This window comes from Shewanella sp. 125m-7 (assembly GCF_052977045.1).
This window is the reverse complement of record NZ_JBRILQ010000001.1, coordinates 52134-76317: the sequence shown is the minus strand read 5'-3', so window position 1 is coordinate 76317 and position 24184 is coordinate 52134. Positions and strand designations below refer to the sequence as shown.

General features: G+C 42.4%; 20 protein-coding genes and 1 pseudogene. 10 read left to right on the top strand and 11 right to left on the bottom strand.

Features of this window, described 5'->3' with window-relative positions; genetic code table 11:
• Positions 1-9 precede the first annotated feature (9 nt).
• A complete protein-coding gene (gene ribF, locus ACVBIL_RS00355) occupies positions 10-945 on the bottom strand; it encodes a bifunctional riboflavin kinase/FAD synthetase (protein WP_447165017.1) in 936 nt (311 codons plus the stop codon).
• Positions 946-1010: 65 nt separating this feature from the next.
• Positions 1011-2570 (bottom strand): murein biosynthesis integral membrane protein MurJ, encoded by a 1560-nt coding sequence (gene murJ / locus ACVBIL_RS00350; RefSeq protein WP_447165016.1) that lies wholly within the window; start codon positions 2568-2570, stop codon positions 1011-1013.
• 256 nt (positions 2571-2826) lie between these two features.
• Between murJ and rpsT the strand changes: the two genes are divergently transcribed.
• Positions 2827-3093, top strand: coding sequence for a 30S ribosomal protein S20 (rpsT, locus tag ACVBIL_RS00345; RefSeq protein ID WP_447165015.1), 267 nt, complete (start codon positions 2827-2829; stop codon positions 3091-3093).
• A gap of 242 nt (positions 3094-3335) precedes the next feature.
• Here the strand turns inward: rpsT and ACVBIL_RS00340 are convergent, their stop codons facing one another.
• On the bottom strand, positions 3336-3650 hold the full coding sequence (locus tag ACVBIL_RS00340) for an ArsR/SmtB family transcription factor (protein ID WP_447165014.1): 315 nt from the start codon (positions 3648-3650) through the stop codon (positions 3336-3338).
• A 276-nt stretch (positions 3651-3926) separates the two neighbouring features.
• Between ACVBIL_RS00340 and ACVBIL_RS00335 the strand changes: the two are divergent.
• Positions 3927-4327, top strand: a pseudogene (locus tag ACVBIL_RS00335) (peptidase M28 family protein); the annotation flags it as partial.
• Between the two features lie 109 nt (positions 4328-4436).
• Here the strand turns inward: ACVBIL_RS00335 and yaaA are convergent.
• Entirely contained in the window at positions 4437-5210 is a 774-nt protein-coding gene (gene yaaA, locus ACVBIL_RS00330; protein ID WP_447165013.1) for a peroxide stress protein YaaA, read from the bottom strand.
• A 113-nt stretch (positions 5211-5323) separates the two neighbouring features.
• Positions 5324-6793: an alanine/glycine:cation symporter family protein gene (locus ACVBIL_RS00325; protein WP_447165012.1), complete on the bottom strand. Its 1470-nt coding sequence runs from the start codon at positions 6791-6793 to the stop codon at positions 5324-5326.
• A gap of 424 nt (positions 6794-7217) precedes the next feature.
• Between ACVBIL_RS00325 and ACVBIL_RS00320 the strand changes: the two genes are divergently transcribed.
• From ACVBIL_RS00320 to ACVBIL_RS00300, 5 genes are all read left to right on the top strand, one after another.
• Entirely contained in the window at positions 7218-9584 is a 2367-nt protein-coding gene (locus ACVBIL_RS00320) for a phosphoketolase family protein (RefSeq protein WP_447165011.1), read from the top strand.
• Between the two features lie 236 nt (positions 9585-9820).
• Positions 9821-10903: an OmpA family protein gene (locus ACVBIL_RS00315; RefSeq protein ID WP_447165010.1), complete on the top strand. Its 1083-nt coding sequence runs from the start codon at positions 9821-9823 to the stop codon at positions 10901-10903.
• A 294-nt stretch (positions 10904-11197) separates the two neighbouring features.
• A complete protein-coding gene (gene tal / locus ACVBIL_RS00310) occupies positions 11198-12154 on the top strand; it encodes a transaldolase (RefSeq protein ID WP_447165009.1) in 957 nt (318 codons plus the stop codon).
• Between the two features lie 17 nt (positions 12155-12171).
• Positions 12172-13809 carry a glucose-6-phosphate isomerase gene (pgi, locus tag ACVBIL_RS00305; RefSeq protein WP_447165008.1) on the top strand — a complete coding sequence of 546 codons (1638 nt, stop codon included), beginning with the start codon at positions 12172-12174 and terminating at the stop codon, positions 13807-13809.
• Between the two features lie 222 nt (positions 13810-14031).
• Positions 14032-14223 carry a DUF3545 family protein gene (locus ACVBIL_RS00300; RefSeq protein ID WP_447165007.1) on the top strand — a complete coding sequence of 64 codons (192 nt, stop codon included), beginning with the start codon at positions 14032-14034 and terminating at the stop codon, positions 14221-14223.
• A gap of 86 nt (positions 14224-14309) precedes the next feature.
• Here ACVBIL_RS00300 and ACVBIL_RS00295 read toward each other — a convergent pair whose 3' ends face one another.
• Positions 14310-14849, bottom strand: a complete 540-nt coding sequence (locus ACVBIL_RS00295; RefSeq protein ID WP_447165006.1) for a hemerythrin domain-containing protein — start codon at positions 14847-14849, stop codon at positions 14310-14312.
• A gap of 245 nt (positions 14850-15094) precedes the next feature.
• On the opposite strand from ACVBIL_RS00295, the gene nfo reads away from it, so the two are divergent.
• Complete coding sequence (gene nfo / locus ACVBIL_RS00290) at positions 15095-15946, top strand: deoxyribonuclease IV (RefSeq protein ID WP_447165005.1); 852 nt, start codon at positions 15095-15097, stop codon at positions 15944-15946.
• Between the two features lie 24 nt (positions 15947-15970).
• On the opposite strand, the gene ACVBIL_RS00285 is transcribed toward nfo, so the two are convergent.
• The 4 genes from ACVBIL_RS00285 to thrA form a co-directional block, all read right to left on the bottom strand.
• Positions 15971-16246: a hypothetical protein gene (locus ACVBIL_RS00285; RefSeq protein ID WP_447165118.1), complete on the bottom strand. Its 276-nt coding sequence runs from the start codon at positions 16244-16246 to the stop codon at positions 15971-15973.
• A 264-nt stretch (positions 16247-16510) separates the two neighbouring features.
• Positions 16511-17797, bottom strand: coding sequence for a threonine synthase (thrC, locus tag ACVBIL_RS00280; protein WP_447165004.1), 1287 nt, complete (start codon positions 17795-17797; stop codon positions 16511-16513).
• Between the two features lie 56 nt (positions 17798-17853).
• Positions 17854-18789 carry a homoserine kinase gene (gene thrB, locus ACVBIL_RS00275; protein ID WP_447165003.1) on the bottom strand — a complete coding sequence of 312 codons (936 nt, stop codon included), beginning with the start codon at positions 18787-18789 and terminating at the stop codon, positions 17854-17856.
• A complete protein-coding gene (gene thrA, locus ACVBIL_RS00270; protein WP_447165002.1) occupies positions 18786-21251 on the bottom strand; it encodes a bifunctional aspartate kinase/homoserine dehydrogenase I in 2466 nt (821 codons plus the stop codon). The genes thrB and thrA overlap by 4 nt, the downstream gene beginning before the upstream one ends.
• 711 nt (positions 21252-21962) lie before the next feature.
• On the opposite strand from thrA, the gene slyD reads away from it, so the two are divergent.
• Entirely contained in the window at positions 21963-22583 is a 621-nt protein-coding gene (gene slyD, locus ACVBIL_RS00265) for a peptidylprolyl isomerase (protein WP_447165001.1), read from the top strand.
• Between the two features lie 563 nt (positions 22584-23146).
• On the opposite strand, the gene trpR is transcribed toward slyD, so the two are convergent.
• Positions 23147-23422: a trp operon repressor gene (gene trpR, locus ACVBIL_RS00260; protein ID WP_447165000.1), complete on the bottom strand. Its 276-nt coding sequence runs from the start codon at positions 23420-23422 to the stop codon at positions 23147-23149.
• A gap of 236 nt (positions 23423-23658) precedes the next feature.
• On the opposite strand from trpR, the gene ACVBIL_RS00255 reads away from it, so the two are divergent.
• Positions 23659-24120 (top strand): c-type cytochrome, encoded by a 462-nt coding sequence (locus ACVBIL_RS00255; RefSeq protein ID WP_447164999.1) that lies wholly within the window; start codon positions 23659-23661, stop codon positions 24118-24120.
• Positions 24121-24184 lie beyond the last annotated feature (64 nt).

Genomic DNA, 24184 nt, shown 5'->3' with positions numbered 1-24184 from the left:
CTAAGCTGTTCAGCCTGCATCGCTACCAAGTAGGGCTTTCGCTCTATTGGCATCATCTTTAATTTGTTTTTTCAGCGCATCTAACGATCCAAATGGCTGCTCGTCTCTAATCTTTGCCACTAATTCAACTTCGACCGTTTTACCATAAAGGTCACCGTCAAAATCAAACAGATGGACTTCTAACTGACAGACTTGACCATTTACCGTTGGTCTAAAACCAACATTGGCCACGCCTTCATATATGTCGCTATTATCCCAATACACTTTAACGGCAAACACACCTCTTACGGGCGTCACTTTGCGTTTCAAGGCAATATTAGCTGTAGGAAAACCTATGGTTCGCCCAATTTTTTCACCGTGAGCGACCCTGCCGCTTAATGTAAAAGGGTGCCCTAACAAACGTCTAGCTTGCTCGAGATTACCCTTTGCAAGTAGCTGTCTTATTTCTGTAGAGCTAACGCGCTTATCGCCTAATATAAAGCTCTGAGTGCTCACTACGACAAAACCGAACTTCTCTCCGGCCTTACGTAGCATCTCAAAATTACCTTGGCGCTGCTTGCCAAAACAAAAGTCATCGCCAACAACTAAGTACTTAACACCTAAGGCCTTAACGAGTAGTTGTTCGATAAACTCTTCAGCGCTATAACTTGAAAACTTTTTATTAAAGTTTACACACAATAAGCGATCTATTTTTAACTCATCGAGTAAGACTATCTTGTCTCGCAGTAAACTTAAACGTGCCGGTGCGTTTTCACCTCGAAATAACTCTTGTGGTTGCGGCTCAAAAGTCATTACCGCTGCAGGCAAACCTAAATGCTCTGCTTTTTTTACCAGCCGATTAATCACTTCCGCATGACCACGGTGAACACCATCGAAGTTGCCGATGCTTAATACGCAACCTCGATGTTCCGGCAAAATATTATGAATACCGCGGATTAATTCCATTATCTTACACGACACATGAGAGTAAATGGGCGGATTATATACCAGCTAGGCTTTATAATCAGCACTCAAACAGCAGCTTTCATCTTCCAAGGGCGAATTCCAAGGCAAACTAGGCAAATAAAGTAAGCGACTGCTGCAAATACAATCAACTTAACTAAAGTATAGCTGCGTTCAATAAAGGATAGATCAAGCCATTGCGCTATTGTTGGATCAAATTGAAATAACACAAGCAACATTGCCCCAGCCGCTACCACTGATTTAGCTAAGAACAACAGTGTAGCCTTATTAACTCGGTAAACATTAGCCTTATGCAATCCACGATACAGTAGTCCCGCGTTAAGCAACGCTGACATCGAAGTGGCGATCGCTAGACCGACATAACCAAATGGAATCGCAAAAATAAGGTTAAACACCATGTTGCTCACCATGGCGATAATGCCATAACGTACAGGCGTTTTGGTATCTTGCCTCGAGTAATACCCTGGCGCCAAGATTTTAATCAACATAAAGCTGAGTAGACCACTACCGTATGCCATTAAGCTGTATGACGCCATTTCAACGTCTTCATAACTAAAGGCTCCGCGCATAAACAGCACCATCAGCATGGGCTTAGCTAACATTATAAGACCGCACATAGCCGGTAATCCGAGCAAAATTATCGCTTTTACTCCCCAGTCCATGGTTTTTGCAAATTCATCAGTTTCTGCGTTTATATGTCTTTTCGACAACGCAGGTAAAATAACGGTCGCAATCGCAATGCCAAATAATCCTAAAGGAAATTCCAATAGCCTGTCGGAGTAATAAAGCCAGCTAATGGAGCCCGTCATCAAGAAACTAGCGATAAAAGTATCAAGCAATAAGTTAATCTGGGACACCGAGACACCAAAAAGCGCCGGGATCATCAAGGTACGTATTTTTGTCACCCCGGGATGACTCCAGCCCCAACTCGGTTTCACCAACGCTTTCTCTTTCATCAGGAAAGGGATTTGAAACAAGAACTGAATTAAGCCACCTAAAAACACACCACACGCCAAACCAATTTCAGGTTGCTGCATATTGGGCGCAAGGTAAATAGCCGCTGCGATAATGGCAATATTAAGAAATACCGGCGTAAATGCCGACACGGCAAAGCGCCCACGAGTGTTGAGTATAGATCCCGCTAACGCGGTAAACGTAATAAACCATAAATAGGGAAAAGTAATTTTTAGCATTAACGAGGCAAGTTCAAACTTTGCTCCGTTGGGCTCATCGTTAAGCCAAGCTAAAAACCAACCTCCACCAAACAAAGCCGCTAAAACGGGGGAAGCTATAACACCAACTAAGGTCACAATACTAACAAGTACACCTAAGGTGCCCGCGACTTTTGAAATTAGATCTTTAACTTCTTCACTGCTATTTTTCTCTTGATATTCAGTCAGTACTGGCACAAATGCTTGTGCAAAAGCGCCCTCTGCAAACAAACGCCTTAAAAAGTTGGGGATCTTATTAGCAAAGAAAAAAACATCTGCGCTACTTCCCGCGCCCATTAGATTCGCGATAACCACATCTCGAACTAATCCTAAAACGCGAGAAATCAAGGTCATGGCACTCACTATTATGCCAGACTTAATTAACTTTCTGCTCAAAACGCCCCCTGCTCCGGTTACAGAGCTAAATAACTTTTGCCAATATCACGTAAAAATTGTTATTAGCCCTATTGTCTCATAACAATACCTGCTAGAATTGCGCCACATATTACACGAGTTAGGTTGAAGAAAGCCAAGCTGGTTGAATTATTTTGCGTTAATCAAATTGATTTAATCATTGTCATTGACAAAGTGACATAAATAGGGCATATTCCTCGACCTTAAAAATACCAAACCCAGTTTTAGGAGTTGCACCTTGGCTAATAGCAAGTCTGCAAAGAAGCGCGCGCTTCAATCTGAAAAGCGTCGCCAGCACAACGCTAGCCGTAGCTCAATGCTACGTACTTACGTTAAAAAAATAATCGCTGCAATTAATGCAGGTGACTATGCGACAGCTACTGCTGCTTTCGCTGTAGCACAACCAATTGTTGACCGTATGGCGACTAAAGGTCTTATTCACAAGAATAAGGCTGCTCGTTATAAGTCACGCTTGAACGCTAAAATCAAAGCACTTGCTGCTTAAGTTTTAGCTGTAAAGCAAATGAAAAAAACCGGCCTTGGCCGGTTTTTTTATATCTGTAATTTCTGTATTGAGCTTTAATGATACCTATTGTACTAAGATGTAATCAGTATAATGACAAACTGCAGGCAAAAAAATAGAGAGGCAAGCCTCTCCATTAGTCATCCATTATGTCACTTCTATCGCGTCAATAAAAACCCGTCGCAAATAAACCTTTCGATGATTAACAACGGTCTTTCAGTAGACTAAGCAACAGTTTTTAAGCTTTCACAATAGATGTTATTCAGTAATTTAATGATCTCTACGACTTCTTCACTCTTTAACGAATAGTAAACCGTTTGAGCTTCTTTGCGTGTTTCAACTAAATTATCTTTACGTAACCAAGCTAAATGTTGAGATAAAGCTGATTGGCTTAGCCCCAATTTCTTGTTCATTTCACCAACGCACATCTCGCCTTCATTAAGAAGATAACACAAGATAAACAGACGACGTTCGTTAGCCAATGCTTTCAACAATACAACGGCATGGTCTGCTCGTTGCTGCATTAATTCTATATTCATTACGAGCTATTTCTCCTAAAACAAACCGACGCCCTAATATAGCGTTGCCTTACAGATATAGTCGGGAGGTAAAGCACACTTTTTACTAGATTGTTTTTAAACAATGGGACATACGTAATAAAAACAAAGGAAACTCATGAAAAACATCTATATCCAATCTTGCTTACGAGCAGGTTGAATCTTTAACAGTAGAAGGTGGATCCAAGACTCGCTAGTAACAAAAATTTGACGCCAGTGCAGTAGGCGGAATCAAAACTCAACAGCCTAGGCTTTGATAAAGTGTATGAAAGAGCCCATGAAACAGAGCTTGATAAGCATTATATTGCCGTAGGATCAGACTTTGGCGCAGCGAGTATCTATCAAGTTGACTTTAGAGCCAGTGAGCAAGGATATGAGCAACTTGTTAAGCTAAGTCAGCTAATGACGACAATGGCATCGTTATGGGCAGTAACGCGGCCTCCGGCGGCCCTGACGTATCGATATTGCCATCAACAGACGTCCCCGCAGCCTCTTTAAGACAAGACGGCGCCGATTACTTTGATTATCACCATACTCCTAATGACACATTAGATAAGATTGAGCCTGCTGCACCGCAGCAAAATGTCGCCGCATACGCTCAATTTGCTTACCTAATGGCACAATCGAGTATTGAGCTTCGTCCGCGAGCGGCAAAGTAATACTCATCCCCGACTCACTTACTCGCACTTAAAAACAAAGAAACAGCCATTCGGCTGCTTCTTTTTTGCTTCATACCAAGTTCCGGCGGCTTACATCACCCAACAGGGGTTATTGCTCTTCACGCAGAAAAACGGGCTCGTTGACTGTCGAATCTTTTTCGCTGTAGTAATAGCCCGCAGTATCGAACTGAGTTAACGCCTGCAGTGAATCAACATTATTATCGAGAATATAACGTACCATCATACCTCTCGCCTTTTTGGCAAAGAAGCTAATCACCTTATATTGGCCATTCTTGCGATCTTTGAAAACCGGTGTAATGAGGTTTGCTGTCAGCTTCTTAGGCTTGACCGCTTTAAAATACTCGTTCGATGCTAAGTTAATAATAAACTCATCGCCCTGCGCCGCGGTAGCCTTATTGATTTCATCGGTAATAATGTCGCCCCAGAACTGATAGAGATTCGTGCCTCTGTCATTCGCCAATCGGGTGCCCATCTCTAAACGGTAGGCTTGCATCAAATCCAGCGGCTTAAGCAATCCATATAAACCAGACAAAATCCTTAACTGCGCTTGTGCATTTTGTAAGCTAACCTCCGATAATGTATCGGCCTCTAACCCAGTATAAACATCACCACGAAAGGCGAACACGGCTTGCTTAGCGTTAATTGGGGTAAAGTTTTTATCCCAAGAACTGAACCTTGCTACGTTTAACCCAGCAATTTTATCGCTTACCTTCATCAAACTGGCAATATCGGTTGGAGTCAGCCCACGGCAAACATGGATAAGTTGCTCACTTTGATCCAGCAGCGTTGGCATCGAATAGTTTTCAGTGCCTGGTGGGTTTTCAAAATCTAGCGTTTTAGCTGGAGAAATTAAAATCAGCATAGCTAATTCCTATAAAGAGATATTCTTAAACTGACACAATCATACTGATCAAAAACAAAAAAACCACGCTTTAACAGCGTGGTTTTTTAGATTGTACTGATGAAGCTTATAGATTAAGCACGAGTCGCATCTGCAACTTCTTGTGATTTAATCTCTTCCGCTACGGTTTTACTGGTCCAAATCTCCCCTTCTAAGTTAGATAACTCAGGGAATTGACTTGCATCAAATGTCGGTGTTTTACCGCTTTTAAGCTGTTGACGGTAATCATTAATGACGCGAATAGCCACGCCTGACAACAGTAACAACGCAACAATATTAACCGTCGCCATTAAGCCCATCGATACATCGGCTAGATTCCAAACTAAACCAACCTTAGCCACCGCACCAAACATTACCATGCCAAGAACACAGAGCCTAAATATTGGCAGTGCTTTCTTACTGTTACCCGATAAGAACATCACGTTAGTTTCTGCGTATGAATAGTTTGCAATAATAGATGTAAAGCAAAACAATAAAATAGCCAACGCAACAAACCCGCCACCCCAAGGGCCTACATGCTGAGTCAACGCATCAATCGTGACTTTAATACCGTCACCATTAGCGCCGACATCACCCGCTAGCAAAATAATCGCTGCAGTCGCAGTACAAATAACGATGGTATCGACAAATACCCCCATCATCTGTACAAAACCTTGTGATGCTGGATGATTTGGATTTGGAGAAGCACTTGCTGCAACGTTTGCAGCGCTACCCATACCCGCTTCGTTAGAGAACAAACCACGCGCAATACCGGCTTGCATAGCCTGAGCAATAGTGTAAGCCACACCACCTGCCACAGCTTCTTGTAGACCAAAGGCACTCTTAATCACCAGCATGAATACATCAGGTAGCTTTTCAATATTCATTGCCACGACGACAAATGCAATCAAAATGTAAGCTATTGCCATCACAGGGACAACAATCTCAGACACTTTAGCGACTTTACGTAAACCGCCCATAATCACGAACGCGCTGACAATTACAATGCCAATACCGACATAAGTCGGATCTAAGCCGAACACCTGTGTCATAGCGCCGGTAATCGTGTTGGCCTGAACCGCGTTAAAGACCAAGCCAAAAGCAATAATCAAGAAGATAGAGAATAAGATCCCCATCCAACGCTGTCCTAAGCCTTTCTCCATATAGTAAGCAGGGCCGCCACGATACTGACCATCTTCATCGCGTACTTTATAGACCTGAGCAAGCGTTGATTCAACCATTGCTGTTGCCATACCGAGCACCGCAATCAACCACATCCAAAATACGGCACCTGGACCTGCTGCACCAATAGCAACCGCAACACCCGCCATGTTACCCGCACCTACGCGGGCTGCCATGCTAGTACAAAATACTTGGAATGATGAAAGGCCACCTTTACTTTCACCTTGTCGGCTTTTAAGCATAATCTCACCAGAATGCTTAAAATGTGTGATCTGTATAAATGCCAGTCGAATTGTAAAATACAGTCCGGCGCCAACCAGACCATATACTAAGAGTTTTCCCCAAAGTAGCGCATTGAGAAAATTAACCGTCGTTTCTATCATATAATTTCAATCCCCATGACAAACATAATCAAGCGAGTCGAACACTAGATTAGGTTTACCCTGTGTTTATCCTTCTTAAAGTATTTAAATAACAGCAGATTTTATTTTCAAATTATCTTAAACGTGCAAAAACTACATCACGCCTGCTGTATTCCGCGCAGCAAAATAGCATAGCATTGCTTCAACCCTGAGCGATATAGATCACAGTTTCTCATTTAGCTGACATCCACATCACAGCCGCACCAATCCACCACCATAAAATACAACTAAATTAACATAGTGATCACGCGACAATTAGCTACATTTAATTGTACAAAATTCTTTCAATAAATCGGATACAGCACACGTTTTTGTAATAAAATTACAAATATAGTAAATAACATGAAATTTGTTTAACTTTATGATTACGTAAATGGGGTTATTTATGGCACATCAGCAAGAAATTGTCGCACTAAAGAAATTTGTTCGAGCAACTAACTTTCTAGCGACATCACAAATTTATTTAAAGAAAAACGTGCTGCATAAACGCGCACTTGAACACTCAGATATCAAACCCAGGCTGCTGGGTCACTGGGGAACCTGCCCAGGTATCAATTTTGTCTACGCCAACGTTAACCGGCTCATCACCAAACACAATCGCTCATTCGTTTATTTAGTTGGCCCAGGTCATGGTTTTCCTGCAGTGCAAGCAAACTTATTTATGGAAGGCTCATTGAGCCATTTCTACCCCGACACTATTCCATATGATGAAAACGGGATCACTGATATTTGCCAAAAATTCTCAGCCGCCTATGGCTACCCTTCTCATGCAAATCCAGAAGCACCGGGGCAAATCCTTGAAGGGGGTGAACTCGGTTACTCACTTTCAGTTGCTTGGGGCGCTGTATTAGATAATCCAGATCTGATTGCTGCTTGTCTTATTGGTGATGGTGAGTCTGAAACTGGCCCACTTGCGGCATCTTGGTATGCGAATCGTCTTGTGTCGCCAAAAAACAACGGTGCTGTTTTACCTATCGTTCATATCAATGGTTATAAAATCTCGGGTCCTACCCGTATGGGCCGTATGAGCCATGAAGAACTTGATCTTGAGTTTAGAGGTTTAGGCTATCACCCCATTATTGTTGATGATCAATTAGAAGAAGACGTTTATTTGCAAATGACTGCCGCGATGGACACGTCATATGCAATGATTAACGACATTCAGACCCGTGCTCGAGCAGGCGAAGATATCGTTAAGCCACGTTGGCCTGTGATCTTAATGCGCACAGCCAAAGGCTGGACAGGGACTGCTGAGTATAATGGTAAGAAGCTCGTCGGTAACTGCGAGTCGCACCAAGTTATTGTCAACAAGTGTGCTAGTGACAAAGGTCAGCTAGACGCACTAAATACTTGGCTTGCCAGCTACAAATTTGACGAACTGTATAACATCAATGATAAAGGCGAATTGATCTTTGATGAGGACATTCAGACTCTTCTCCCCCCTAAAGAACTAACTTGTGGCCGCCAACACCTAAGTTATGGCGGTGAAGTAGTACGTGCACTGGCTAATCCAGATCTTAAAAAGCTAGCCTATGGTCCAGAAACGCCCCGCGGACATCGCGGCCTATCGATGTACAAGATGGGGGAATGGATGCGTGAAGCGTTTAAACTAAACCGCGATCAACGTAACCTTCGTATTTTCTGTCCAGATGAGACCTATTCAAACCAACTGCAAGCGGTGTTTGAAGAAACGAGCCGCGCATGGCAGTGGCCAATAGAAAGCTGGGATGAAGATATGTCTCGCGACGGTCGAGTCATCGAGCTACTTTCTGAAAACTTACTGTTCGGCATGCTACACGGCTATACAGTGACGGGTCGTCACGCAATGTTCCCAACTTATGAGGCATTCTCACAAGTTGTCTCTTCAATGGCCGACCAATACTGTAAATATGTGTACGCAAGCCAAGGCGTACATTTCCGTAAGCCTGTTCCAGCTTGTAACGTGGTTTTATCTTCACTACTTGAGCGCCAAGATCACAACGGTTACTCGCATCAAAACCCGTCTTTCCTGGGTGCGATGCTTGAGAAACATCCAAAGATAATCTCTGCTTACTTACCTGCAGATGGTAATAGTACCTTGGTTTATACTGAGCGTGCTTATGCTGATCGCGACAAATTAAATATTTTAGTTGCGGGTAAGAAAGATCTACCACAGTGGCTAACGCTAGATGAAGCCCGTCAACAAGCAAAAGACGGTGTGATGGTTTGGGATTTCGCATCAGATGAAAATCCTGATGTGGTTCTAGTAGGGTGTGGTGACTATGTGACTCAAGAAGCGATGGCAGCACTTGTGCTTATCCGAGAGCTTCTACCACGTGTACGTATCCGCTTTGTCAGTGTTACAGAACTGACAAGCAGCGGCCTAGGCAGTTTAGATTTCCAAAGCAAACCTTGGTTAATGGATGAAGTGTTTACCGCTGATAAAGGTGTTGTCTTCAACTATCACGGTTATCCAAACACGATTAAGAAATTGGTGTTTGATTATAAAGGTTGTAAGCGCTTCAGAATTAAAGGCTATGAAGAAGAAGGTTCGACAACAACGCCATTTGATATGGGTGTACGTAACGGAACATCTCGTTATCACCTCGTTATCGACATGGCCTATAAGCTATTTCAGCAAGGTGTCATCGATGAGACGCAGCACGTTGCTATCACCACCGATATGCTGCAACGCTTAGTCGACCATAGAAATTACATTAAGGCCAACGGTGTTGATCCTGAAAGCATCGAAAACTGGATTTGGACGCGTTAATCATCCAAGTTTCACACAGTGATTTAAATTAAAGGGTGCCTTTGACAAAGGCGCCCTTTTCTTTGCAACCAGAAACTACATAATATTTCACAATTAAAGTGGAAAACACTACACTTGCAACAGATAATAGTGTCAGCTAGCTAAAACATAAAGGATCTCCGTGATAAGTGCTAGCGCTGCTTAGGACGATAATAAGTAGACGGAGGAGTTTTATAAATAAAACATAAGGATTTTGAATGATGAACAATACACTAAAAGCAGTTCTGCTTACTTCGATGTTACCTTTCGCTGCTAGCGCAGCTGACGGCATGAGCCCCTGGTATGTAGGTGGCGGTGTCGGCATCAATAATTACGAACCCAATTGCGATCAAAAAACCATGAAAAGCTGTGGTAAAGATGATCCCTATGCATGGGACGTATTTGCAGGTTACCTATTTAATGACTACTTCGGTGCAGAGCTAGGTTATCGCGACTTAGGCCGTGCAGAATGGGTCGACTACTCAAATAAACTCAATGACGTTGGCGCTAAAGGTATCAACCTTGGCCTAGTGGCATTTTGGCCATTTGCTGGTGATTGGAGCTTATCTGCCGAAGCAGGTGCTTTCAACTACCTTATTTCAAACAACAAAAACTACGGTAGTGAATACTACAGTGATAGTGGTGTCGCGCCGTATGTTGGTGCGGGTATCGGCTACAACATTACTGACAATCTAAAAATTCAAGCTAAGTATCGTCGTTATGAAAATTTAGACGAAGACAAGTGGAAAACACTCGAGATGGAGAGTAACTATTGGGGACTCGAGCTGAGCTATCGCTTTGGTAGTAAAGCTAAGCCTGTTACTCCAGTACTAGACTCTGATAATGACGGTGTCAATGACGATATGGATCAGTGTCCAAACACACCGATTACCTATAAGGTTGACGCAAATGGCTGCCCTATATATCTAGAAGTAGAAACTCAGCTTGATATTGGAGCTAAGTTTGCTAATAACTCAGCTGAAGTAGAAAAGTCTTCATATGGTGCCATGACTGAACTCGTTACCTATATGAAACAGTACCCCAATTCAACGGTGACTATTTCAGGCTATGCCTCTAATGTAGGTAAGGCCGATTACAATATGGATCTTTCAGAGCGACGTGCAATTGGTGTTGCCGAAGTGCTTATTAATGAATACGGTATTGCACCGGGTAGAATATCAACAATAGGTTACGGTATAACAAGGCCGCTAATGGAAGGCAGCTCTGCTGAAGCTAACGCCGCTAACCGTCGTATCGAAGCCCATGTAACAGATACAGAAGTGACTCCTGTGCTTAAATAAAAACACTGCTCGTTAGTAAAAGCTCACGGTTATCACAGCCGTGGGCTTTTTTAATTTTATGCCTTCATAAAAACGCTATACTTCTTGATTAAACTCTTATCAAACATCAATTCGTAGCAAATCTCGTAGTTAGATTACCAAAAAAACACGCTTAAAATGATTTTATGCAACTTTTTTGTAATTTTTTTTCATATACAGTTGGAATGTTGATTAAAATGGCTTTTAATAGCTGCTAGATTAATAAGATTAATTGCCTAATATAGATGCAGTTCCTAGCGTAAGGATGTAATACCCATGGCCAATACATTAGAACAACTTAAACCTTTTACAACCATCGTTGCCGATACCGGTGATATTGAAGCCATAAAACGTTATCAGCCAGAAGATGCAACGACTAACCCTTCTCTAATTTTAAAAGCATCAGAAATTCCTGAGTACAGCACACTCATTGAAAACGCAATCGACTGGGCAAAAAGCCAGAGTGACGATATTGCGCAACAGATAGAAGATGCTGGGGATAAACTTGCGGTTAATATCGGTCTCGAGATCTTAAAAATTGTTCCTGGTCGTATTTCAACAGAAGTTGATGCCCGTCTATCATTTGATAAAGAAGCCTCAATCACCAAAGCGCATAAGCTTATCGACCTTTATCAAGCAGCGGGTATCGACAAGTCTCGTATCCTTATTAAGCTAGCATCAACATGGGAAGGTATTTGCGCCGCCAAGCAACTTGAGCAAGAAGGCATTAACTGTAACCTAACCTTGCTATTTAGCTTTGCTCAAGCACGTGCATGTGCAGAAGCCGGTGCTTACCTTATTTCTCCATTCGTTGGCCGAATCCTAGATTGGTATAAGAAAGATACCGGTCTTGAGTATTCAGCAACTGATGATCCCGGTGTTGTATCAGTCACGAGTATCTACAACTACTATAAGCGTCATGGCTTTAACACCGTCGTTATGGGTGCAAGCTTCAGAAACACGGGTGAAATCATCGAGCTTGCAGGTTGTGACCGATTGACCATTGGTCCTGCGCTATTAGAAGAGCTACAAAATAGCACCACGCCAATCGTGCAAAAGCTACTTCCTGCAACAGAGGTCGTTGCAGCAGAAGCTGAAATGACAGAGGCACAATTCCGTTGGGAGTTTAACGAAGATCCTATGGCAGTTGAAAAACTGGCTGAAGGTATTCGCAACTTCGCTATCGACCAAGGTAAGCTTGAAGTCATGCTTAAAGACAAGCTTTCGTCTTAACCCTATAGGACAAGAAGATGACTGAACTCACTCAACAAGCCACATGGCAAGCATTAGAAAAGCATAGTAAAACGCTTTCACATATGCGCGAGCTATTTAGCAACGAACCTCAACGTTTTAATGACATGTCGACTCAAGCCTGTGGATTGTTTCTAGACTACTCTAAAAACCGCGCCTCAAAAGAGACCATGTCTCTACTATTTAAGCTGGCAAAAGACACTCAGCTTGAATCCAAAATCAAGGCGATGTTTGCGGGTCAAGTAATTAACAACACTGAACAAAGAGCGGTACTACACACAGCTCTTCGTGCACCAGCTGACAAAGTGATAAATGTCGACGGTAATAATATTGTCGCCGAGGTGCAGCAAACATTGGCGAAGATGGGTGAGTTCGTTGAGTCATTAACTTCCGGTCACTGGAAAGGTTACAGCGGAAAAACGATTACCGATGTTGTCAGTATCGGTATTGGTGGCTCTTTCTTAGGGCCTAAAATCGTTTCCCAAGCCTTGCGTCCATATTGGACAGGTGAGCTAAATTGCCACTTTGTTGCTAACGTTGATGGAACTTCAATCACCGAAAAGCTAAAAGGCCTAGATCCGCAAACGACATTGTTTGTGATGTCTTCTAAGTCTTTTGGCACTCAAGAAACACTAACTAATACCCTTACCGCTAAAGAGTGGTTCTTAAGCCAAGGTGCATCACAGTCTGATGTGGCTAAACACTTTGTCGCTGTGAGTTCAAATGTTGCTAAAGCAACCGAATTTGGTATAGATGCTGAAAACATCTTCCCAATGTGGGACTGGGTTGGTGGCCGTTATTCACTGTGGTCAGCTATTGGTTTGCCAATTGCTTTACTTATCGGCATGGATAATTTTCGCGAGTTATTGGCTGGTGCTCACGAGATGGATGAACATTTTGCCAATACGCCATTAGAAGATAACATGCCTGTCATTATGGGCTTGTTCTCACTTTGGTATGGTAACTTTTTTAATGCCCAGTCTCATGTAGTGTTAACTTATGATCATTATCTAAGAGGCTTACCGGCTTACTTCCAACAGCTTGATATGGAAAGTAACGGCAAGTCTGTCACTCTAAATGGTACCGATGTTGATTACAGCACGGGCCCCGTCATTTGGGGCGGTGAAGGCACTAATGGCCAACACGCTTACCACCAGCTATTGCATCAAGGTACAGCACTTATCCCTGCTGACTTCATTATGCCACTTAATAGCCACAACCCTATCGGTGAGCATCATGTGCAACTTGCTTCAAATTGCTTTGGTCAAACTCAAGCATTGATGCAAGGTCGCACCTATGAAGAAGCATTAGCAGAGTTAAGCACAAGCGCTCTTAGCGATGAACAGAAGCAACTTATCGCTAAACATAAGGCAATGCCAGGTAATAAGCCAAGCAACACCCTGTTAATGGATAAGCTAACACCATCAACATTAGGTGCACTAATTGCCCTGTATGAACATAGAACCTTTGTTCAAGGTGCTATCTGGCAGATTAACTCTTTTGATCAATGGGGTGTAGAACTCGGTAAGCAGTTAGGCAACGATGTTCTAGACCGTCTTGTGGCAAGCAAAGATGCAGATGAACTCGACACATCGAGTAATGGCTTAATCAACCTGTTTAGGCAGGGAAAAATCTAAATCCGCGCTATCAATCAAAAAGCCAGTTTCGACTGGCTTTTTTGTTTTTTACAGTAGGGCATTCCAAATCAGTTAATCATAAACTCATATCTAGCTTCTCTTCCCCCATAGTTGAAACATTTAAAATTCATTTCAATTTAACATTTATGAAACATTTTGATTGCATCATGAACGAAAATCATGCTATTAATTTGAAGACAAAATAAACAACAGGAGGTTGCCATGAATCGACTCGATTATGGTAGTGCGCTAGATCTAGATAGTGTAGTTGAGAAACCAAGCCGCTCTAAAAGCTCCAGCAAGAAGCGAAAGTGGCGTGAAATTGAAGCACTAAAGGAAAAGCACCGTTTACTTAAAGAACTACAAGATATGGACAATAGTTTCGACGGTAGACTAGATACACTCCTGATGTAATAGCCACAAAGAGCGCCTAACGCGCTCTTTTTCATTATATCGCTTCTAAATTATTCGTTGTGATGTTCAATTATTCAGCAACACAGCTATTCTGCTGTTGCTAGGTATTGCCTCAACTCTTCAAACAATGCTTTATCATTGTCACTAAACAGGGGGTCATCAATCAATCGAGCATCACACATCGCGGCAACTAGCACCCAGTCATCATCAGTAATCACCTCCTTCCACTTAGGAAACACCGTAGATTCTTCAAACTCCATATGAACTTGCAGCATTCGCACATAGCTTTCAAGATCGGCAACTAACTGCTCTTTCGATACCACTATGTCATTTAAAATGAGATTTAATGTTGTCATCAATGCCGCGGAGGCTACACCCAACTTTGCATGTTCAGAAGTCAGCTTTTCGTTGATATGAGCTTTACCCAGTTTGTGCCAGTAAAATTCTGAAATCACTTCTTCTAAAGGGTGATGACTGTGTTCCGCATAGCTTTGCATATACTCAACGATATCTCGAACAACGTTGTAGTTAATCGCTTCACCTGCAGCTAATTTGGTGTATTTTCCCTTTAACACTTTCAGCAAAACAGCGATATGCTTATGGTCATGCATCAGTCTCTCTAGCATTGTCATCTCCATTTTCATTCGCGCCACTACCCTTTATAATAGTAAATAGTATAAATAACACCCAATGCCGTAAACTACTTATCAGTAGCTTAATGATAGAGATTAAGTTACTTTTGCATAATTAACACTGACTTACAGTCATCGACGGTAATAAAAATAAATATTAACTCCATAAGACAAATCGACATTACTATCTCGTGGCATAATAACCAAAAATAGAAAATAGATAGCAAGGACAGTTCTAGATGCAAAGTTCTCACTATATTGGTGCCCATGTTAGCGCTGCAGGTGGTATCGCAAATGCCCCGCTTAACGCCGCTGCGATTGGTGCTAACGCTTTTGCCTTATTCACTAAAAATCAACGTCGCTGGCAAGCCAATGAGTTACAGCAAACGCAAATAGAGCTATTTAGACGCCATTGTGATGATGCTAAGATCTCTCTAAATGCCATTTTGCCTCACGATAGTTACTTGATTAACTTAGGTCATCCTGATGTTGAGCAGTTAGAAAAGTCGCGCCTTGCTTTCTATGATGAAATGCAGCGATGTGAGCAGATAGGCCTAAGTTTATTGAACTTTCACCCCGGTAGTCACCTAAGAAAAATGCCGATCGATGATTGCCTAGCTAAAATTAGTCAATCGATTAACTTAGCCTTAGAACGCTCATCTGGCGTAACCGCTGTTATTGAAAATACCGCAGGACAAGGCTCAAACCTTGGGCACTCTTTTGAGCAATTAGCGCAGATAATAGAGGGCGTAGAAGATAAATCTCGAGTGGGTGTCTGTATCGATACCTGCCATCTCTTTGCAGCAGGTTACGATATTCGAACAGAGGCAACTTGCCAACAGACCTTTGGGTTATTTGATAAAGTCGTAGGTAATCAATACCTCAAAGCCATGCATTTAAATGACAGTAAAACGCCGCTAAACAGCCGTGTCGACCGCCATGAATCTTTGGGTCTAGGTGAGATAGGTCAAGAGGCTTTTGCCAGTTTGATGAAACTAGAGGTCGTTAAAGGGATCCCACTCATTTTAGAGACTGTACGACCAGAGAACTGGCAACAAGAGATTAATTGGTTACGCTTTCTTGCAAAGTAAAGCACACTGAAAAGTGCTTTAGTTTTATATCAAACACTTATAAATTACTGCAACCACTTTAGTCGGTTCGCCTAAATCTGATTGCAACCATACTATATGAGTGCCTTTAAGCGCTTCACCTTGCTTAATGGCGCTTAGCCTTGCATCAGCGAGCGCATTATCGCCGCGTCCAACCCCAGTAACCATTGCAAAGCTATCACAATGGGTTACTTCAAAGTCATAAGCTTCGTTTATTCTATGGTACAACTCAAACTCTTCACTCGCACAACCACTTAACAGGCTGATGCACAAAACACCCATAACAAAACGAAACACAATATCGACTCCATTTAAAAACTGCGGCGCACGATATAAAAATTCTCCAGTTTAATTAGTGACTCAGATCACACAATATTATGTTTACACATTACACCTGGTTGCACCTGTTAAAAAGTATGACTAACCATCAAGCACATGAGACAGTAACCCAGCCACATCAGAGGGTTTTAACTGAAACCCACAAAGTACCAACAAAAAAAAGGAAGCATTAACAGCTTCCTTTTATAAGTAACGGAACATAGCAAATTAGTCAGCTAGAACCTTGAATAAATGAGCCTTGAGCTGTTCAAAATCTGCCGGTAACTCTGCAGATAAAATAGCTTTAGGTACGACTCGAGCTAAAGGTTCTGGTAAAACTAGATCAGTATTAAGGATCTCCTCGACCACCTCATTAAACTTAGCTGGGTGTGCTGTTGCCAAGAAAATACCCGACTCATCAGTTGACATAGTTTGCTTAAGTGCAAGTGCTGCAATTGCAGCATGAGGCTCTGAAAGGTAACCCGCACTGCTAAGTGCCTTTACCGACGCAACTGTTTGCGCTTCAGACATACCCAAACCGACAATATCCTCTAAAGACCAATCCATTGCTGCGACTATCGCTTCAACACGCGGCCAATTGCTTGGCTCTGCCACATCCATCGCATTAGACATTGTGGCAACAGTGGCAACGGGTAGCCAATCACCACTGCCAAGATAACGTGGTACGGTATCATTACTGTTTGTAGCAGCAATAAAACGCTTAATGGGCAGCCCCATGGCTTTAGCAAATAAACCCGCGGTTAGGTTACCGAAGTTACCACTTGGTACAGCAATCACAGGATCGCTTTCATTGTGTCGTTTAAACTGTGCAACCGCTTCAAAGTAGTAGCAAATTTGAGCGAGTAAGCGACTTATATTGATAGAGTTCGCTGAATTAAGATGCAAACCGTCTCTAATATCGAGATCTTCAAATGATTGCTTAACTAGAGTTTGGCAAGCATCAAAGTCTGACTCCACCGCCACGGTGTGAATATTTTTCCCTAGGGTGGTGAACATTTTTTCTTGTAGTACGCTGATCTTACCTTTTGGATACAGCACAACCACATTGATATTATCTAAGCCGTAAAATGCATCAGCAACCGCTGCGCCAGTATCACCAGAAGTTGCCGTAAGAATATTAATCTTTTCTGATTTTGCCAGCTCATTTAAACACTGGGCCATAAAACGGGCACCAAAATCTTTAAACGCTAACGTTGGGCCATGGAACAGCTCCAAGCTATACAGATTATCGTCAGCTTTTACTAAGGGTAATTCAAAGTTAAAGGCACGCTCTACCAATCTATCGACAATGTCTTGTCCAAGCTCAGATGCTAACCAAGCACCAATGACTTTTTGACTTCTTTCAACAAAAGGCAATGCCAACAAACTATCTACATCTTCTAGCTGCGGGATCTGTTTTGGGAAGAATAATCCTCTGTCTTTTCCTAGACCTAACTTAACCGCTTCAGTAAAACTCACCACTTGAGAAGGGTGCTTTAGGTTATACAGTTCCATGGTGACTTCCTTTAAATTCTAAATATTAGGTTCTGGCATTGCTTACGAAAAATGGCTTAATCCACCCTTCGTGCGCCCTGATTGTCAATTTGGCAAATATGAGAAAAGCCTTTACCCGCTTCGACATAGTTTTTGTCTAACCATTGTTGAGCAGTGTTTGCCACAGCTAAATCATCAGTGATGCTAAATAGGGTTGGTCCGCTGCCTGAGATCCCTGTAGTTAGCATGCCTACCTCGGCTAAAGCCGCTTTAGCCTTTTGATAATGGGGGATTTCCGCCGCTCGATAAGGTTCTGCTAACACATCTTTTAAAACACTAATCGCAAGTTCAGCATCTTGCTTATAGGATGCGTGTACAAATGCGCTTAAGTAACGTCCAAAATCAATTGTGGTTTGTTTATCAAATTCATTTGGCATCAACTGACGCATTCTTGCAGTTGATAACGAAATCCCTGGGTAAGCCACTACCCAGTACCATTGTTTAAACTCTGGGATCGCCTCACAAACAGACTTTGGTGTATCGAGCATCAATTGCATGCCACCTAAGTAACAAGGAGCTACGTTATCGTAATGCACTGAACCACTAATTTTACCTTCGAACTCCCCCATTAAACGCAGCAGTTCTTGTTGGTTAAATGGTTGTTCAAAGAATTCATTTAATGCCATTAACGCGGCGACAACTGAACTGGCACTCGAACCTAAGCCACTACCAACAGGTAAATTCTTTTCTAAGGTTAATTTAAGACCCGCACTTTTATCTAAATGGCTCAAGAAAAATTCAGCACATTGATAAACAATATTTTGTTGCGGATCCTGCGGAAGCTTATCAGCCCAGTGACCCGCTAAAGCCAACGACAAGCCATTATCAGCGGACTCGACTGTGACTTTATCACCAAGCAGGCTAGCATCGATGGGCGCTAACGCCGCGCCAAGTAAGTCAAAACCTACACCGACGTTGCCCATCGATGCTGGTGCATAAATAGTTACACTCATACGCCTACCTCACGAGTCCAGTTTAGTGTACGTAAAATATCAGCAAATGCCCCAGCAGCAGTCACATCTGTACCTGCGCCATAACCTCTAAGGACAAATGGGATCGGCTGATAATAACGACTGTAAAAAGCCAAAGCATTTTCACCACCTTTAACGCTATAAAGCGGATCATTAGCATCAACTTCAACTATTTTAACCTTACAGCCCTCATCATCAATCTGGCCGACATAGCGCAGCACTTTACCTTGTCCTTTAGCCGCTTCAACACGCTCGGCAACTGCAGCGTCGAGTAAAGGTAGATTAGTCATAAAGTCATTTACATCTCCAGATGCATCAAATGAGTCCGGCAATACTGATTCTACATGGATATCATTTAGCTCGAGTTCCATACCGACTTCCCTCGCAAGGATAAGCACCTTACGCGCCACGTCCATACCACTTAAGTCATCTCGAGGATCTGGCTCAGTAAAACACTTCTCTCTTGCGATTGATGTTGCTTGAGAAAGGGTCATCCCCTCATCGAGCATACCGAAAATATATGACAAACTACCTGATAAAATGCCATTGAAACGCAGCAATTTATCACCTGCAAATAGCAGTTTCTTGAGGTTGTCGATAACAGGCAGACCCGCACCAACCGTTGTTTCATATAAAAATTGGCGGCGTTGTTTAAGTGCTGTTTTTCTTAACTCTTGGTAGTAAGCCATATCACGAGTATTTGCCTTTTTATTAGGCGTAACAACGTGCAGTCCTGCATTCATGACATCAAGATATTTATTAGAAACGAGCTCACTAGAGGTGCAGTCCACCAGTACAGGATTTAGCAACTGTTGTTCTTTAGCCCAGCTCAGCATCTCATCAAGATCTACTGGTTGTGCTGAGTCAGCAAGCAAGCCCTGCCAGTTTGCTAAATCAACCCCTTGTGCGTCGAGTAACATTTTCTTCGAATTAACGATACCGCAAACCCGGATAGCAATATGTTGCTCTTTTAGCATGCCGCGTTGCTGCTTTATTTGCTCAAGTAAGCCCGCGCCCACATTACCGCAACCAACAAGGAACACATCAAGATAGTGCTGTACATCGAAGAAGGATTGGTGGCACGCCGCTATGGCATGCTTGGTTTTACGCTGCTCTATCACCGCTGAAATCGAACGCTCTGATGAGCCCTGAGCAATAGCAACGATATTCACTGTCGCCTGAGCAAGCGCTTGGAAGAATTTAGCTGCCACGCCTTTGTGAGTGCGCATACCATCACCAATCAGCGAAACTATTGCTAAATCATGACGCATCTCTATCTGCTCTAGAATATCGTTCTTAAGCTCAAGCTCAAATTCTTGTTCTAAGGCAAACTTGGCTTTAATTGCATCTTCTGTCGCAACGCAAAAACTGATGCTGTATTCCGATGAGCTTTGAGTGATTAAAGACACCGATACGCCAGAGCGAGAAATAGCGCCGAGTGTCCGGCTCGCCATACCCACCATGCCCTTCATACCTGGGCCTGATACATCAAACATGGTTTGATCATCTAGGTTTGATATCGCTTTAACATTTAAGCCCGTTTCATCTGGCTGATCCGATACTAATGTACCAACAGCATCGGGGTTAAACGTATTACGGATATAACAAGGAATATGATACTGAGCGATAGGAGCGACTGTTTTTGGATGCAGTACTTTAGCGCCAAAATATGATACTTCCATCGCTTCTTGGTAGCTAAGCTGCGATAACAGTTTGGCATCTGTGACTACACGCGGGTCGGTATTATAAACGCCATCAACATCGGTCCAAATTTCGCAGCAGCTCGCGTTAAGGCAGGCTGACAATACGGCTGCAGAGTAATCAGAGCCATTGCGCCCCAATGTAACCACTTTGCCTTCACTGTCACCTGCTGTAAACCCTGGCATCACCCATACTTTTGCCGCAGAAAAGTCCAGTGCACTAAAACGACGTTTACTCGCTTCAATATCCACTGCAGACTCTAAGCGAGGACCATAACCAACTAGCAAAGATTCTGGTACTAATAAACCTGCACTGTGGTTAAAAGATTTCATCACCTCAACCATTAACGCCGATGACAGCTTTTCACCACCGACTAAAACTTGTGCTTCAACGCTTTCAGGACACTCTCCCAGTAGGCTCATTCCGTCGAGCTTACTCTGCCAAAACATAAGTTGCTGCTGCAATTTTTCATTAAGCGAATGATTTTGCTCTGCAGTTAAACTAGCAGCCGCTGCGGCATAAAGTGTGTTAAAGACTTTTTCGACCTTGGATAGCACCGCGCAGTAATCACCACCACTCACCGCAACATCCACCATCTCAATTAAGCCATTTGTTACCGTGGCTGGGGCTGACAATACGACAGCTGTCGTTTGTGAGTTAGCAGACTGGTTAATAATCTCTGCAGCGACGTTAAAACGCTGCCAATTAGCCAGCGAGGTTCCACCAAATTTCATTACTTTCATCAAAAACTCCTTGTGCCGCGCCACCTAAGAAACAAAAAAGCCCGCTCCTTTTGGGGGAGCGGGCTTGATATTTTACTTATATCAGGTTGTGCTTAGCCCGCCCCCACGTTGGTAATCGTGGTGGTTGTAATAATGCTGGTAATCATTAAAACCTGGCTAAACATATAAATTCTTTTCTATCCAATTGGATTAATTTGTGTACTAACAGAATTGCCTTTTTTGCTAACTCCTGTCAACCCCCAAAACCAACTTTATTGTTATTATTAAGACTATTAGATAAAACCTAAGTGAAAGCGTCATAAATAACTGTCAATTAGTGTTTACTGATAAAATTACAAGATAATTATTGAGTTACGCTTACGTAAACTGAAGCCATCGGAAACATCTACACTTTTAAAATCATAATGTTAGATATCACAACCAAAGCGAAACACATAAAAACAGCTCAAAACTATGACTAAAATTAAAATCAACTCGAATGCAACATTCTCAATAGTTCTTCCAAAAAAACTCATAAACTTGCAAGCACATACACTATGAATAAATTCGCACTCGTTATGAAAATTGCTTCTATCCCTAATCAAACTTGATTAAGTGAATGATAATTTCGATAGTTAAAGATGTGGCTTGCGTAGCAGAAGTGCATTCAATTTATCGCAAATCAGTTTAAAGCAGGCTAGAATGCGCGCAAATTTCCGATTTGGAGCCAATATGAAAATCACCGAAAAATGTGCTGTTAGCATCAATTACCGATTATCAGATGCAAAAGGTCAGCTTGTAGAAAGTTCTTTTGAAGGCGAGCCTATGGTCTATCTGCATGGTGCAGACAACATGATCCCAGGCTTAGAGGCTGCGCTAGAAGGCAAAGCACAAGGTGATACCCTTGATGTAACTGTTGATGCAGAGCAAGGCTATGGCCCATATCATGATGGGCTTCGTCAAGAAGTGCCTATCTCAGCATTTGGCGATATCGAAGATATCGTTCCTGGTATGCGTTTCATCGCAGAAACTGAAATGGGCCAACGCCCAGTGCAAGTGACCGAAGTTAAAGATGACGTCGTTGTTGTTGACGGGAACCACCCTCTTGCTGGCCAGTCTTTAGTATTCAATGTTGAAGTGCTTGAAGTTCGTGCAGCAACTGAAGAAGAGATTGCCCACGGTCATATCCACGCTCATGGCGGTGGATGTGGTGGTCATGAACATTCTCATGAAGGTGGCTGTTGTGGTGGCGGACACGAGCATGCTCACGAAGGTGGATGCTGTAGTGACGACGAAACTAAAGAAGCGAAAGAAGGCTGTGACGGTAACGGCGGCTGTGGCTGCAGACACTAGTCCTATGCAAGCTCATTCTCGCTAGTTCTTTAGCATGAATTTAAGCCCGTTTCATTGATTGCAATGAAACGGGCTTTTTTTATGCCCTATAATAACGCAGTAAATATTAAGCAACGGACTTGTTAGCTATTCTCATTTGCAAAGGATCTGCAATGCTCTCTAAAACTGTCTACGAAACTCTACCTTTCTGCTATTTAACTGTCGCCAGCGTCAGTTTAATCATGCTCGAACAAACCTATGCTCAGTTTTTTGCAATAATATTATTTCTTCTAGGGAGCCGGGTTTATACATTGCGATCGAGTAATCGCCGAACCGATCCCAAAAAGCGCAGAAAAAAAGGCTTACTTCCTACAACGCTTTATGAGCACACCCCAGCACTTTACCTATTAATAGCGCTACTTCTGTTAAAGCTCGACTCAAAACTTGCACCGATATTGAGTCTTATTTTGATCAGCTATGCACTTTATATAGGCTTAAGACGCAGCATGTATCGCAAACATAGAATAGTTGCTGCACCACTCTTCTAATCAAAAATGCAAATCAACATAGAATCGAACAGGTATTTACAAGATTAACAGTCTAACTTTTTCTCTTTGCTGCTCAGTCATATGCTTAAGGTAGTTTGAGCAACGAGTAATAGTGGCGATACTTATCTGATACTCCTGCGCAATCTGTCGCTGGCTCATCTCGCCGTCTAATAACATCTGAAAAACCTTCAGCCGCCCCGCAACAGCACTGCGCTCCTCTTCGGTCAGTAACAGCTCAAACAATACGATTAAATCATCATGAGCTTGATGTGATAAGACTTTCTCCAAAACGGAATCCCATTCTGCGCGCATTTTATCTCCTATTTACAACCACAATCACGTACTGGTGCAACATTACGATTATTGTATCAAGAATACGCTTTATTCTGCACTTTTTATCAATGATTCACTTTTGCTAAAAGTCATTTAGAACTAATCATTTGTAACTAAGAGTAACTATTGTGAAAAACGATTGCAGTCAGCGGGATAAAACTATATACAGTAAGCGCAAACAGATCACATAACAAAATAAAAACGTGAGAATTAACATGAAAAAAACAGCCAAAATGAGCCTTATCGCACTAGCAGCAACTGCGACCCTAGCCACTAGTGCATTTGCAAATAATTTTAAAGAAACTGATGACGCAATCGATTATCGTCAATCAGCATTTAGCATGATTGCCCATAACTTTGGTGACATGGGTGCAATGCTTAAAGGCAAAAAAGAGTTCAACGCTGAAGTATTTTCTGAGCGAGCAGAAAATGTAGCGGCCTTATCAAAGCTACCACTTGAAGGCTTTGTTGCAGGTTCTGATAAAGGTGACACCGAAGCATTAGCTAAAGTCTGGAGTGATAAAGCTGATTTTGATGCCAAGATGAAAACCTTCCAAGAGAATGCAGCTATCCTTGCTGTAGCAGCAAAAAGCGGTGATAAGAAAGAGATGAAGAAAGCCTTTGGTAACACAGGAAAAAGCTGTAAAGGCTGTCATGACGTTTATAAGAAAGACTAATACTGATTAAACGCCTCTAATCTTAAAATAGATTAACGTTTTCTATAAGCCAGTTGGCAACCCA

Coding starts and splice junctions, on each gene's coding strand:
- ribF (WP_447165017.1), bottom strand. CDS start 945: ATGGAATTAATCCGCGGTATTCATAATATTTTGCCGGAACATCGAGGT.
- ACVBIL_RS00340 (WP_447165014.1), bottom strand. CDS start 3,650: ATGAATATAGAATTAATGCAGCAACGAGCAGACCATGCCGTTGTATTG.
- yaaA (WP_447165013.1), bottom strand. CDS start 5,210: ATGCTGATTTTAATTTCTCCAGCTAAAACGCTAGATTTTGAAAACCCA.
- ACVBIL_RS00325 (WP_447165012.1), bottom strand. CDS start 6,793: ATGATAGAAACGACGGTTAATTTTCTCAATGCGCTACTTTGGGGAAAA.
- ACVBIL_RS00320 (WP_447165011.1), top strand. CDS start 7,218: ATGGCACATCAGCAAGAAATTGTCGCACTAAAGAAATTTGTTCGAGCA.
- ACVBIL_RS00315 (WP_447165010.1), top strand. CDS start 9,821: ATGATGAACAATACACTAAAAGCAGTTCTGCTTACTTCGATGTTACCT.
- tal (WP_447165009.1), top strand. CDS start 11,198: ATGGCCAATACATTAGAACAACTTAAACCTTTTACAACCATCGTTGCC.
- pgi (WP_447165008.1), top strand. CDS start 12,172: ATGACTGAACTCACTCAACAAGCCACATGGCAAGCATTAGAAAAGCAT.
- ACVBIL_RS00300 (WP_447165007.1), top strand. CDS start 14,032: ATGAATCGACTCGATTATGGTAGTGCGCTAGATCTAGATAGTGTAGTT.
- ACVBIL_RS00295 (WP_447165006.1), bottom strand. CDS start 14,849: ATGCTAGAGAGACTGATGCATGACCATAAGCATATCGCTGTTTTGCTG.
- nfo (WP_447165005.1), top strand. CDS start 15,095: ATGCAAAGTTCTCACTATATTGGTGCCCATGTTAGCGCTGCAGGTGGT.
- ACVBIL_RS00285 (WP_447165118.1), bottom strand. CDS start 16,246: ATGGGTGTTTTGTGCATCAGCCTGTTAAGTGGTTGTGCGAGTGAAGAG.
- thrC (WP_447165004.1), bottom strand. CDS start 17,797: ATGGAACTGTATAACCTAAAGCACCCTTCTCAAGTGGTGAGTTTTACT.
- thrB (WP_447165003.1), bottom strand. CDS start 18,789: ATGAGTGTAACTATTTATGCACCAGCATCGATGGGCAACGTCGGTGTA.
- thrA (WP_447165002.1), bottom strand. CDS start 21,251: ATGAAAGTAATGAAATTTGGTGGAACCTCGCTGGCTAATTGGCAGCGT.
- slyD (WP_447165001.1), top strand. CDS start 21,963: ATGAAAATCACCGAAAAATGTGCTGTTAGCATCAATTACCGATTATCA.
- trpR (WP_447165000.1), bottom strand. CDS start 23,422: ATGCGCGCAGAATGGGATTCCGTTTTGGAGAAAGTCTTATCACATCAA.
- ACVBIL_RS00255 (WP_447164999.1), top strand. CDS start 23,659: ATGAAAAAAACAGCCAAAATGAGCCTTATCGCACTAGCAGCAACTGCG.